The sequence below is a fragment of the Sphingomonas sorbitolis genome, assembly GCF_036663875.1.
Taxonomy (GTDB): Bacteria; Pseudomonadota; Alphaproteobacteria; order Sphingomonadales; family Sphingomonadaceae; genus Sphingomonas.
Window position 1 is genome coordinate 429,638 of record NZ_JAXOJS010000002.1, and the last position, 12,153, is coordinate 441,790.

Here is a 12,153-nt window from a genome sequence, read left to right on the forward strand (position 1 = left end):
GCCGCGTCGGGCGCGCCCCCGCCCCCCCCCCCTCCGGGCCTCGGTGGTGTCGTGTCCCCCCGGCCCCCCCCGCGGGGGGGGGGGGGGGGGGGGGGGGGCCCCCCAGCCCAGCAATGCTGCGCCCGGAACAGCCCCTCACCCCAGCCCTCTCCCCGCAGGGGAGAGGGAGTCGGAAGCAGGCAACGGCGCCACGCTCCGCGAAATCGCGCTCGACGCGATCGCGGCGACCACCTGGATCCCCGCGCGCTCGGAAAACCGGATCACGTCGATGGTCCAGGGCCGCCCCGACTGGGTCATCTCGCGCCAGCGCGCCTGGGGCGTGCCGATCGCGCTGTTCGTGAACCGCGCCACCGGCCAGTACCTCAACGACCCCGCCGTCAACGCGCGCATCGTAGAAGCCTTCCGCAAGAACGGCGCGGACGCGTGGTATGCCGACGGCCATCAGGCGCTGCTCGGCCCCGACTACGACCTCGCCGACTATGAGGTCGTGAAGGACATCCTCGACGTCTGGTTCGACTCGGGCTGCACGCACGTCTTCACGGTCGAGGCGCGCTACGGCGAAGGCACGCGCGCGAACCTGTATCTCGAAGGCTCGGACCAGCATCGCGGCTGGTTCCAGTCGTCGCTGCTCGAAAGCTGCGGCACGCGCGGTCGCGCACCGTACGACGCGGTCCTCACGCACGGCTTCGCGCTCGACGGCCAGGGCCGGAAGATGTCGAAATCGCTCGGCAACGTCGTCGATCCGCTCAAGATCATCGGCGAGTCCGGCGCCGACATCCTGCGCATGTGGGTCGCCTCGACCGACTATTTCGACGACGTGAAGATCGGCAAGGAAGTGCTCGCCACCGCCTCCGACGCGTACCGCAAGCTGCGCAACACGTTCCGCTACATGCTCGGCGCGCTCGAAGGCTTTGAGGATTCGGAGCGCGTCGCGGTGTCCGACATGCCCGAGCTGGAGCGCTACGTGCTTCACCGCCTCGGCATGATCGACACCGAACTGCGCCAGGCCGCCGAAGCATACGAGTTCAACCGCTACACGCGCCTGCTGACCGACTTCGCGAACGAGGATCTGTCCGCGTTCTTCTTCGATATCCGCAAGGATTCGCTCTATTGCGACGCGGGCGACGACATCAAGCGCCGGTCGTACCGCACTGTTCTCGACGTGCTGTTCCACGCGCTGGTCCGGTATGCCGCGCCGGTGCTGTGCTTCACCGCCGAGGAAGTGTGGCAATCGCGCTTCCCCAACGACGATAGCTCGGTACACTACCTCGAATGGCCGTCGCTGCCTGAGGTGGAGGATGGCGTTGTTATCGGGAAAAAGTGGACGCAGATCCGTGCGCTGCGCGAAACGGTTACCGAAGCAATCGAACCGATGCGTCGCGAAAAGACTGTTCGCTCAAGCTTAGAGGCAGAAGTGACAATTCGATCGGTCTCGCCTCTTGCGCCGAATGAAGCAGCGGAGTTGGCCGAGGCGTTCATCGTCGCGAAGGTTACGCCGGGCGACGATGTCACCGTGACGCGCACCGACTTCCACAAGTGCGGCCGCTGCTGGCGTCACCTCCCCGAGGTTAAGGTCGATGGCAACCTGTGCGATCGTTGCGAAGAGGTGGTGGCCGATGCGTAACCTCCCCAAGGCTGGGTTCGGGGCGGCGATCGCGCTGTTCCTTGCAGACCAGCTCAGCAAATGGGCGGTGACCAAGCCGCTCGGGATCGACTCGCTCGGCGACTCGCAGACGATCACCTCGTTCTTCGACCTCCGCTTCGTCCCCAATATCGGCATCTCGCTCGGGCTGCTCCCCGCCGACGGCCACCTGACCCGCTGGGCGCTGGTGCTGCTGACCGGTGCGATCGCGGTCGGCGTCGCGGTGTGGATGACGCGCGAGAAGAACCCCGCCGATCAGGTCGCGCTCGGCTTCGTGCTGGGCGGGGCGATCGGCAATATCCTCGACCGGATCCGGCTCGGCTACGTCGTGGATTTCTGCGACTTGCATATCGGCGAGTGGCGTCCGTTTTTGGTCTTCAATGTCGCCGATGCAGCGATTACTGTCGGCGTGCTCGTCCTGCTTGTTCGGGCGCTGCTCGTGCGCGAGAAGCCCCCTGTGGAGAATTCCCATGCGTAAGTTTGTGCCCCTGGCTGCCGGTATGGCGAGCGTCGTTGTCCTCCTGTCCGGCTGTGCGACGAGCAAGAGCCTCGATCGCGCGCGTCCCGACGAGTTCGCGGTGGCCCGCCAGGCGCCGCTCGTGATCCCGCCCGACTTCGCACTCGTCCCGCCGCAGCCCGGCGCCGCCCGCCCGCAGGATACCGCGGCCAACGCACAAACGCTCGACGCGCTGTTCGGCGGGACTGCTGCACGCAGCGCGGCCGAGACTGGCGTGCTGAACGACGCGGGTGCGGACAGCGATGACCCCGGCATCCGTTCCAGCGCTGGCGATCCCGGCACGACGGTGGTCGACAAGGGCTCGACCACGCGCGACATCGTCGCGGCGCCAGAGGGCGACGGCCAGGACGCACGCACGACCGCGAACTGATCGGGGTCTTTTGGAAGCACGAAAAAGGGCGGCTCCTCGCGGGGCCGCCCTTTTTCGTGTCTGGTTAGCGCCGCGGCATAGTCCAAAGCGGACCATGATTTCATGATCCCACGATCCGCGCCCGCACCCGCCCCTAAATCCGTCATCCTAGCGAAAGCTGGGATCTCACCGTGTGACGAACGTCGCCCGCCCCGAGAGACACCCCAGCTTTCGCTGGGGTGACGGCTTGGGAATTGGGGAACGAAGTAGCCCCGGCAAGAGTAACCTCGGCACGCCCATCACCCATCACCGCCTTTCCCTCTCCAGATAGGAAAGGGAAAGCAGGAAGGGCGAGGACGGCGCTAGATCAGAACGCCGCAGTCAGCGACACCAGGACCTTGCCGTTTGCGATCGAGCCGTTGCCGTCCTGGCCACGGCTGAAGCTTGGCTGCAGATACGCCGACTCGCCCTTGCCGATGTCGGTATCGACATACGCAACACCCAGCGTCAGCGGGGTCGTCGGGATCACATAGTCCGCGCCGAGCAGCCAGTCGAAATACTCACCGGTCGGTGACACGCTGGTCGCGAACGGCCCGAGGCCCTTGTTGCCGCGCGAATAGCCGATATGGCCCTTCACGGTCAGCCCGGTGTTCGGGATCCCGCTGCTGACGTCGCCCCAGAGATAGAGATTGTCGTCCTTCGCATTGACGCGGTCGTAGACTCCCGCCGCAGCCGACGCGCCGTTCGAATACCATGGCCCCAGCGCCTGCTGCTTGGGCGCGTAGGCGACGCCGGCGGTGAGGGCGACGGGGCCGGCGGTGCCCGACAGCTTGGCATAGGGCTCGATGAAGTCGGTGTTGTCGAAGCCGCTCGGGTACATGTACCAAGTCGCGCCGACGTCGAGCGTACCGCCGCCACCGACCGGGACCTTGTAGCCCGCGATCAGATCGAGCTCCATGTTGGCGCCGCCGAACGTGCCCCAGCCCGCGAGGTTCGAGCCCCAGGTGCCGATATACAGGCCGCTCTTGTGCGCGATGGTGATGCCACCCTGGACGGCGAGGTTCTCGTCCGACTGCGACACGCCGCGAAAGCGGTAATCGCTGACGAGCCCGACCGAGCCGGAGACCGTGACCTCCTTGGGTGGTGCGGTAGCCTCGTCCTGAGCGAACGCTGGCGTAGCGGCAGCCAATGCGATGCCGCCGAGAAGAATAGTGGTGAAGCGCATCGTTTCCCTTTCGATACTGGAAAGTCGATGTCCCCGCCTGCAACCGCGGACGCCGCATCTATCAAGGCATCAGCCTCCGAGTGCGGTCTTTCCTGCGGTGACGAATGTGTGACAGTCCATGGTGCGACGCACAAGCGAATCTTGCGTACAATCCGGGTTTGACGCCACACATGTTGCGCAACAGACACACCAAATCTATCCGAGGGGCAGCGACAAGACTGAGTTTCAACCGCCGGGAGGGCACCGGAGACGGCGGGGCGACGCGATCAGGTCAGAATGACGATGGCGACGCCCGCGACCGACAGGATAACGCTCAGTATCACCAGCCACCGGACCTCCGGCGCGTCCCGCGATGAACTGGCGCGGTGCACCGCGGTGAGCAGCAGCCCCGTACTCGCCAGGACGATGAGGCTGCCCAACAGATCGCCTTGAGTCTCCGTCATCACTCGTCCCGTCGGCTGGCCTGCGAATAGGGTAGTGAGGCGGCCCTATCGGGGTGATGACGCGGCGATGAAAACTGCGGACGGACCGTTAGCCGCGCACTCGCCGAAAGGCGTCTAACCCCGCTTCGAGATCGGCGATCAGGTCGGCGGGATCCTCCAGGCCAATCTGGAGGCGCACCATCGGGCCGGCGGCGTCGCGCTTGGTGACGCTGCGGTGGCGGTGCGGGTCGGCGGGGATGGCGAGGCTTTCGAAACCGCCCCAGCTATAGCCGATGCCGAACAACTGGAGTGTATCGATCAGGGCGGCGCGCGATGCCTCGTCGCCGCCGTTGAGGACGAACGAGAACAGGCCGCTGGAACCCTTGAAGTCGCGCACGAACAGGTCGTGGCCGGGGCAGTCGGGGAGCGCGGGGTGGAGCACCTGCGCGACTTCGGGGCGCGACTTGAGCCAGTTCGCGATCTGGAGCGCGCTCGACTGGTGCTGTGCGAGGCGGACCGCCATCGTGCGAAGGCCGCGGCTGCCGAGCCAGCAATCGTCGGGGCTGGCGACCTGGCCAAGCTGGAAACTCGTCTCGCGCAGTGTCTTGAAATGACCGGGGCCGGCGGTTACCGAGCCGAGCATGACGTCCGAATGGCCGACGACGTATTTCGTGCCGGCGAGGATTGTCAGGTCGACGCCGCGCTCGATCGCGGGGAAGAACAGCGGGGTGGCCCAGGTATTGTCGAGCAGCGTCGTCACGCCGCGCGCCTTGGCAGCGGCGACGATCGCGGGGACGTCCTGCACTTCGAAGCTCAAGGAGCCCGGGCTTTCCATGAAGATCGCCCGCGTCTTGTCGCCGATCAGGTCGGCGATGCCTGCGCCGATCATCGGGTCGTAATAGCGCGTGGTGATTCCGAACCGCTTGAGCAGCCCGCCGGCCATCCCGCGCGTCGGGTCGTAGGCACTGTCGACGAGCAGCAGTTCGTCGCCGGGCGACAGCACCGACAGCAACGCCGCCGCGATCGCCGCAACGCCCGAGCAATAGAGGAACGTCCCCTCGGCTCCGGGCTCCAGCGACGTCAGCGCGTCGGCGAGGCTCCATTGCGTCGGCGTACCCTTGCGCCCGTAGAACAGCCGGTGATGCGTATCGCGCGTGGCGCTCTCGCGGAGGTGGCCGACGGAGTCATACAGGATCGTCGAGGCGCGCCATACCGGCGGGCTGACTATGCCCTGCGTCCACTCCTTGCGACGACCGGCGTTGACCACCTTGGTCGCATCGCCGACCGGCTTGTTCGTATCGCTCATGCCGTGCCTGTCGCCTTGGGTGTCTCGGGATCGCCGCCCCATTCGGACCAGCTGCCGTCGTACAGCGCCGCTTCGTTGCCGAGCAGGTGTGCGCCGAACGCGAGCACCGACGCCGTGATACCCGAGCCGCAGGTCATCACGATCGACTTCGCCAGGTCGACGCCCGCCTTGTCGAACTCGGCCTTCAGCGCGTCGCCCGTCTTCCACGTGCCGTCCGCGTTGAACACCGCCCCCTGCGGCAGGTTCTTCGAGCCCGGAATATGCCCCGGCGCGGTGCCCGGCCGCGGGTCTTGCTCAGCGCCGGTGAAGCGCGTCGCAGAGCGCGCGTCGAGCACCTGCTCCGCCCCGCTTGCAACGTTCGCCTTCATCTGGTCGAGATCGCGCACGCCGTTCAGGTCCGCCCAGGTCGTGAAGTGGCGATGCCGCGGCGTTTCCTTGCCGGATGCGATCTCCCGCCCCTCGGCCTGCCACTTGGCGAGCCCGCCATCGAGGATCGCGACGTTGTGCGCGCCGAACAGCCGCAACAACCACCACGCGCGCGCCGCCGTGTGCCAGGGCGAACTATCGTACAGCACGATCCGGCTGCCATCACCGAGCCCCAGCGTCTGCATCCGGCTCGCGAACTTCTCCGCCGACGGGAGCGTATTGGGCAGGTCGCTGTCGGTATCACGCAGTTCGGCGAGGTTCATGAACACCGCGCCCGGAATATGCGCCGCTTCATACTCTGCCGCCGCATCGCGCCCTTCCGCGTAGGTCGCATCGACGACCAGCACATCACTCGCGCCCAGTTCGTTCGCCAGCCATTCAGTGCTTACCAACGCGTCCATATGCGGCTCCTTGTGCTCGTGCGGTCAGTAGCCAGCCGGGCCGCTCGCGTCGAGGGAGGCAAGGAACCCCGCCGCCTGCGCACGCGTCGCCTCGCGGTCCGCCTCGGACTGTTTCGCCCAGTTGCGATACGGCATCGCCAGCCGGTTGTTGCGCCCGAGCTTGTCCTCGTGCCGCGCGAGGAAATCCCAGTACAGCGCGTTGAACGGGCACGCATCCGGCCCGATCCGCTGCTTCACGTTATACCGGCAGGTCCCGCAATAATCGGACATCCGGTCGATATACGCGCCCGACGAGATATACGGCTTCGATCCGAGCAGTCCGCCATCGCCGAACTGGCTCATCCCCAGCGTATTAGGCAGCTCGACCCACTCGTAGGCGTCGACGTAAACCTCAAGATACCAGAGGTGCACCTTGGCGGGGTCCGCGCCGATCAGCAGCGCGAAATTGCCCGTCACCATCAGCCGCTGGATATGGTGCGCGTGCGCGGTCTCCAGCGTCTGCCCGATCGCCTCGCGCAGGCAGTGCATGTCGGTCTCGCCGGTCCAGTACCAGCCAGGCAGCTCGCGGTGATGATCGAGGAAGTTGCGCTCGACATAGTCCGGCCCCTCGCGCCAGTAGATCCCGCGCATATATTCGCGCCAGCCGATGATCTGGCGGATATACCCCTCGACCGCGTTCAGCGGCGCACGACCGGCGCGATATTCCGCCTCCGCGCCCCGGCACAGGTCGAGCGGATCGAGCAGCCCCGAGTTGATGTAAGGCGACAGGATCGAGTGCCACAGATGCCGCTCGCCGGTGAGCATCGCATCCTCGTAGTCACCGAACTGCGCGAGCGCGTGCTTGAAGAAATTCGTGGCCTGCCGCTCGGCATCGGTCGCGGTCACGGCGTACTCGAACCCGTCGAGGCTCCCCGGATGATCCGCGAACCTTTCCGCCACCAGCGCCAGCACGTCCTTCGTGATAGCATCCGGCGCGAAGACCAGCGGACGCGGCATCAGCAGGTCGTTCTTGGCGGGCTTCCGGTTCTCCTTGTCGAAGTTCCAGCGATCGCCCTCGGGCTTGCCGGCGGTCATCAACAACCCGGTGCGTGTCCGCATCTGGCGATAGAACCACTCCATCGTCAGCGACTTGCGTTCCGCCGCCCAGGTCTCGAAGTCGGCATGGCTGGCGAGGAAGCGGTCGTCGCTGCGAATCTCGACGGGGATGCCGAACAGCGTCTCCCAGCTTTCGAGCATCGCCATCACGCGCCACTCGCCGCCCTCGGTGACAACGATCCGCTCGGGGTTATGCCGCTCGACCGCGAGCGCGATCTCGCCGGTGAAGCTACCCGCATTGTCGGGGTCGTCGAGCTGCGTGTATTCGACGGTCCACCCGGCCTCGCGCAGTACCTCGGCATGATGCCGCATAGCCGACAGGATATACGCGATCTTGCGCTTGTGGTGGCGGACATAGGTCGTCTCCTCGTCGACCTCCATCATCAGCACGATCGTAGTTTCAGGATCACAGTCCCGCAGCGAGGCGAGGTCGATCGTGAGCTGGTCGCCGAGGATCGGTACGAGTGTGGTTTTCTTGCGCGTCATCGCATCCTACATGGCGGCACATGACCGCTCCCCAGAACCCATTGCATCTCGGCCAGAACAGCGCCCTCCCCGCCTCTCCAGAAGAGGCCGTGCTCGATTATGTTCCGAACCCGCGGCCGGGCCGGACGTATCTGGTGCGGTTCGCGGCGCCCGAGTTCACGTCGCTGTGCCCCGTCACCGGCCAGCCCGACTTCGCGCACCTCGTCATCGACTATGTCCCCGACGAGACGATCGTCGAGTCGAAGTCGCTGAAGCTGTTCCTGAGCAGCTTCCGCAACCATGCCGGGTTCCACGAGGATTGCACCGTGGGCATTGGCGAGCGCCTGTTCGACGAGATGAAGCCGGTATGGCTGCGGATCGGCGGCTACTGGTATCCGCGCGGGGGAATCCCGATCGACGTGTTCTGGCAATCGAGTGCACCGCCGCACGATCTCTGGCTGCCCGACCAAGGAGTCGCCCCGTATCGTGGCCGCGGTTGAGGGCCCGGGATGAGGACGCGAAATATCGATTTGATTTAAATTGATATTTTTCCCGTGCTGCACTGCAGTATGCGATGAAACTTTATGCTACCTGAACCGTTCAAATGGATGCGCGACCGGGTTCTCCCAGAAGTGCGCGCTCAAACGAGGGACAGGGTATGGTGAAACCGGCGGACGGTGGGAATATCGCGCGACTGGCGCTGATCGGTAATTTCCTGCCGAGACAGTGTGGCATCGCCACCTTCACGACCGACGTTTTCACGGCCATGCGCGCGCGCTTTCCCGAGATCGCCGTCGACGTCTACGCGATGGACGATCACCCTGGCAAATACGACTATCCGCCGGAGGTGACCGGCACGATCCCGCAGCCCGACCTGTCGGCATATATCGTCACCGCGCGGAAGATCGAGGAAAGCGGCGCGCAGGCGATCTGGGTGCAGCATGAATACGGCATCTATGGCGGCCCCGCGGGCGAGCACATCCTCGCGCTGCTCGATCGCACGACGCTGCCGGTCATCATCACGCTCCACACCATCCTCGAAAAGCCCAACGCCGACGAGCGTCGCGTGCTCGAAGGTCTGCTGCGTCGCGCAGCGCGCGTGATCGTCATGGCCGAGCGTGGCCGCGACATCCTCCAGCGCGTGTACGGCGCCAATGCGCGCCAGATCGTCATGATCCCGCACGGCGTGCCAGATCGCGCCCTGCTCGACACGGCTGCGGTCAAAGGCAAGTTCGGCTGGGATGGCCACAAGGTCATGCTGACGTTCGGCCTGCTCGCGCCCAACAAGGGGATCGAGACCGTCATCAACGCGCTGCCCGCAGTGATCGCGAAGCATCCCGACCTGCTGTACGTCGTGCTCGGCGCGACGCATCCGAACCTCGTCGCGCACGAGGGTGAGAAGTATCGCGACAAGCTGAAGGCGCTCGCCGCCGACAAGGGCGTGGCGGACAACGTCGCCTTCGTCGACGCCTTCCTGGAGCACGGCGAACTCATCGATTATCTGCAGGCGGCGGACGTCTATGTGACGCCTTATACCAACCCTGCGCAGATCACGTCGGGCACGCTCAGCTACGCGATCGGTGTCGGCAAGCCCGTGATTTCGACGCCGTACGTCCACGCGACCGAGATCCTCGCGGATGGCCACGGCGTGCTCGTCCCGTTCGGCGACGTCGATGCGTTCGCGCGCGAGATCGACACGCTGCTGTCGAGCGACCGCGATCGCCTCCGTCTCGCGGAGCGCGCCTATGCGCGGGGCCGCACGATGATCTGGCCGAAGCTCGCCGAAGCGACGATGGCGGAGATCAACGCGATCGTCGCCGCACGCCCCTTCAGGCTTCCCAAGGTACAGACGCACCTGAAGCAATTGTCGCCCGATTTCGCGGCGGTCGAGCGGATGAGCGATTCGACCGGCATGCTCCAGCATTCGATCTTCTCGATCCCCGATCGCCGCCACGGCTATTGCATCGACGATAATTGTCGCGCGCTGATGCTGATGAGCGCACTGCCCGATCTCGACGATGTCACGCGCGACAAGTGGATGACGATCTATGCGTCGTTCGTGCAATATGCCTGGAACCCGGACACGCGCCGCTTCCGCAACTTCATGAACTTCGATCGCACTTGGTGCGAAGACTCGGGTTCGGAAGATTCGAACGGCCGCACCCTCTGGTCGCTCGGCGTCACCGCACGCGATGCGCAGGCGGCCAAGCACCGCGACTGGGCGACCGCGATGTTCGATTCGACCGCGACGATGGCGCTCGAACTCGGCAGCCTCCGCGCGCAGTCGTTCGCGATGCTCGGCGCGGCGGCGATGCTGGAGGCCAAGCCCGGTCACCAGCTGTCGCTGTCGATCCTCGAGGCGTTCCCCAAGATGCACCTCGATCTGCTCGCGGCGGCACGGCGCCCCGAATGGCAGTGGTTCGAGATAGTGCTCGCGTACGACAACGCGCGGCTTCCGCAGGCGCTGATCCGCGCGGGGCAGGCGCTCGACCGGCAGGACCTGATCGATTGCGGCCTCGCCACGCTCGACTGGATCGTCGCCAAGCAGACTTCACCCGAGGGTCGCTTCCGCGCGGTCGGGTCGGAGAGCTTCAACCGGCCCTATGCCGATCCGTTGCAGTTCGACCAGCAGCCGCTCGAGGCGCAGGCCACGGTCGACGCGTGCGCCGCTGCGTTCGAGGCGACCGGCGACATGCGCTGGCACGACGAGGCGCAGCGCGCGTACGGCTGGTTCCTCGGTGCGAACGACCTCGACCTGCCGCTCGCGAGCGTGCTCGACGGTGGCTGTTTCGACGGGCTGATGCCGAGCGGGCTCAACCGAAACCAGGGTGCCGAGTCGATTTTGGCGCTCCAACTCGCGAATTGTGCCATTTCGGGGGTATCAAAGGCAGCGCAAAGCGTGGCAGGAGCGACCCGCGTCGTCGCCTAGTTCGCTAGCGACAGCCTTGCAGGCGACGGTGCGCTGAGTGGAACGACGCGGGGCACTGCTACGATGGATCTGTTCAACCACCAGCTGCGGCTGCACGCGGACCCTTCGCGTGTCGTCGTGCGGCCGTTCCACATCGCCTGGGGCGGTCATGGCGGCGCACCGAGCCGCACCGAGCGGCTCGTCGGCGAAGTACTTGAAATGTCGCCCGCACAGGCGCGTGCGCAGCTTGAGGTCGTGCTGAAGGATTTCGAGGCACGCCACTGGCAGACGCGACGCGTGTTTATGACGCGCTACGACCAGATCGAGGACATGCTCGGGCTGAACGGCGCGGAAATCGGCGATGAGAAGCGCCAGCTCATCGGCGCATATTTCTGCCACGAATACAGCTACGCCGCCGCCGCGCTGATGAACCCCAGCGCGGTGCCGCATTTCGACCAGTCGGGCATGCCGCCGGGCTCGATGCGCATCCTGATGTCGCTGCGCGCGGTCGGCGAGGGCCACATCTCCTCCGTGGCGTTCCGCGAGGGCATCATTACCTGCGAAAACCAGATGAAGCTCGCCCCCGAACCGCCGTTCGCGACCGCGACCGATGCGGTCGGCAGCGGCGAGGACGAGATGCCCGAAGGCCCCGTCACCGTCTATCGCCACCGCGACAGCACGCTGAGCGGCACGGTGATTTTCCCGATCACGCAGGCGCAGTCGAAGGGCCTCGAGGATCTCCGCATCGTCCGCTTCCAACATGAGAACGGCGAGTTCGAATGGATCGGCACCTACACCGCCTATAACGGTTCGGTGATCCAGTCCGAACTGATGCGCACCCGCGACTTCCGCGCGTTCGACCTTGTGCCGATGACCGGCCCCGCCGCACGCAACAAGGGCATGGCGCTGTTCCCGCGGAAGGTGAACGGCCAGTATATGATGATCGGCCGGCAGGACGGCGAGAATCTGTTCCTGCTGAAGTCCGACACGCTGACCGACTGGGACGACGGCGAGAAGATCCTGACGCCGGAATATCCGTGGGAGCTGGTGCAGATCGGCAATTGCGGGCCGCCGATCGAGCTCGACGAGGGCTGGCTGCTGCTGACCCACGGTGTCGGCGCGATGCGCAAATATTCGATCGGCGCGGTGCTGCTCGACAAGGACGATCCGTCGAAGGTGATCGGCCGGACGAAGCAGCCGATTCTCGCAGCGAAGGACCAGGACCGTGAGGGGTATGTGCCCAACGTCGTCTATAGCTGTGGTGCGCTGAAGCATGGCGATACGATCTTCATGCCGTACGGGATTGCGGACAGCTCGGTGGGCTTCGCGTTCGTGCCGATCAAGGACATGCTTGCTGCGATGATGTGAAGGGGGCGTCCCCACGGACGCCATCCTTC

The 12,153-nt window shown here is 65.6% G+C and carries 11 protein-coding genes; 6 read left to right on the top strand and 5 right to left on the bottom strand.

The features are described from left to right. From U1763_RS07345 to U1763_RS07355, 3 genes are all read left to right on the top strand, one after another. The coding region (locus U1763_RS07345) for a class I tRNA ligase family protein (protein ID WP_443026891.1) at positions 1 to 1,624 on the top strand (1,624 nt) is incomplete at its 5' end. After that, positions 1,617 to 2,120 (top strand): signal peptidase II, encoded by a 504-nt coding sequence (lspA, locus tag U1763_RS07350; RefSeq protein WP_056065859.1) that lies wholly within the window; start codon positions 1,617 to 1,619, stop codon positions 2,118 to 2,120. The genes U1763_RS07345 and lspA, both read left to right, overlap by 8 nt. Further along, positions 2,113 to 2,529 (top strand): DUF3035 domain-containing protein, encoded by a 417-nt coding sequence (locus tag U1763_RS07355; protein WP_132735906.1) that lies wholly within the window; start codon positions 2,113 to 2,115, stop codon positions 2,527 to 2,529. The genes lspA and U1763_RS07355 overlap by 8 nt, the downstream gene beginning before the upstream one ends. A 346-nt stretch (positions 2,530 to 2,875) precedes the next feature. Here U1763_RS07355 and U1763_RS07360 read toward each other — a convergent pair whose 3' ends face one another. The 5 genes from U1763_RS07360 to U1763_RS07380 form a co-directional block, all read right to left on the bottom strand. Further along, positions 2,876 to 3,733, bottom strand: coding sequence for a TorF family putative porin (locus tag U1763_RS07360; protein ID WP_332754695.1), 858 nt, complete (start codon positions 3,731 to 3,733; stop codon positions 2,876 to 2,878). 266 nt (positions 3,734 to 3,999) lie between these two features. After that, positions 4,000 to 4,176, bottom strand: coding sequence for a hypothetical protein (locus tag U1763_RS07365; protein WP_332754696.1), 177 nt, complete (start codon positions 4,174 to 4,176; stop codon positions 4,000 to 4,002). An 88-nt stretch (positions 4,177 to 4,264) separates the two neighbouring features. Next, positions 4,265 to 5,461, bottom strand: a complete 1,197-nt coding sequence (gene metC / locus U1763_RS07370) for a cystathionine beta-lyase (RefSeq protein WP_332754697.1) — start codon at positions 5,459 to 5,461, stop codon at positions 4,265 to 4,267. Next, a complete protein-coding gene (locus U1763_RS07375; RefSeq protein ID WP_332754698.1) occupies positions 5,458 to 6,288 on the bottom strand; it encodes a sulfurtransferase in 831 nt (276 codons plus the stop codon). The genes metC and U1763_RS07375 overlap by 4 nt, the downstream gene beginning before the upstream one ends. Before the next feature lie 24 nt (positions 6,289 to 6,312). Continuing rightward, the gene (locus tag U1763_RS07380) at positions 6,313 to 7,869 is read right to left on the bottom strand and encodes a cryptochrome/photolyase family protein (RefSeq protein ID WP_332754699.1); all 1,557 of its coding nucleotides are present in this window, start codon (positions 7,867 to 7,869) and stop codon (positions 6,313 to 6,315) included. A 20-nt stretch (positions 7,870 to 7,889) separates the two neighbouring features. Between U1763_RS07380 and queF the strand changes: the two genes are divergently transcribed. The 3 genes from queF to U1763_RS07395 all read left to right on the top strand — a co-directional run bounded on the left by queF (position 7,890) and on the right by U1763_RS07395 (position 12,124). Then, positions 7,890 to 8,348, top strand: coding sequence for a preQ(1) synthase (gene queF, locus U1763_RS07385; RefSeq protein ID WP_332754700.1), 459 nt, complete (start codon positions 7,890 to 7,892; stop codon positions 8,346 to 8,348). Positions 8,349 to 8,506: 158 nt separating this feature from the next. Further along, positions 8,507 to 10,777, top strand: coding sequence for a glycosyltransferase family 4 protein (locus U1763_RS07390; protein WP_332754701.1), 2,271 nt, complete (start codon positions 8,507 to 8,509; stop codon positions 10,775 to 10,777). Positions 10,778 to 10,840: 63 nt separating this feature from the next. Continuing rightward, positions 10,841 to 12,124: a glycoside hydrolase family 130 protein gene (locus U1763_RS07395; protein ID WP_332754702.1), complete on the top strand. Its 1,284-nt coding sequence runs from the start codon at positions 10,841 to 10,843 to the stop codon at positions 12,122 to 12,124. Positions 12,125 to 12,153 lie beyond the last annotated feature (29 nt).

Coding starts and splice junctions, on each gene's coding strand:
- lspA (WP_056065859.1), top strand. CDS start 1,617: ATGCGTAACCTCCCCAAGGCTGGGTTCGGGGCGGCGATCGCGCTGTTC.
- U1763_RS07355 (WP_132735906.1), top strand. CDS start 2,113: ATGCGTAAGTTTGTGCCCCTGGCTGCCGGTATGGCGAGCGTCGTTGTC.
- U1763_RS07360 (WP_332754695.1), bottom strand. CDS start 3,733: ATGCGCTTCACCACTATTCTTCTCGGCGGCATCGCATTGGCTGCCGCT.
- U1763_RS07365 (WP_332754696.1), bottom strand. CDS start 4,176: ATGACGGAGACTCAAGGCGATCTGTTGGGCAGCCTCATCGTCCTGGCG.
- metC (WP_332754697.1), bottom strand. CDS start 5,461: ATGAGCGATACGAACAAGCCGGTCGGCGATGCGACCAAGGTGGTCAAC.
- U1763_RS07375 (WP_332754698.1), bottom strand. CDS start 6,288: ATGGACGCGTTGGTAAGCACTGAATGGCTGGCGAACGAACTGGGCGCG.
- U1763_RS07380 (WP_332754699.1), bottom strand. CDS start 7,869: ATGACGCGCAAGAAAACCACACTCGTACCGATCCTCGGCGACCAGCTC.
- queF (WP_332754700.1), top strand. CDS start 7,890: ATGACCGCTCCCCAGAACCCATTGCATCTCGGCCAGAACAGCGCCCTC.
- U1763_RS07390 (WP_332754701.1), top strand. CDS start 8,507: ATGGTGAAACCGGCGGACGGTGGGAATATCGCGCGACTGGCGCTGATC.
- U1763_RS07395 (WP_332754702.1), top strand. CDS start 10,841: ATGGATCTGTTCAACCACCAGCTGCGGCTGCACGCGGACCCTTCGCGT.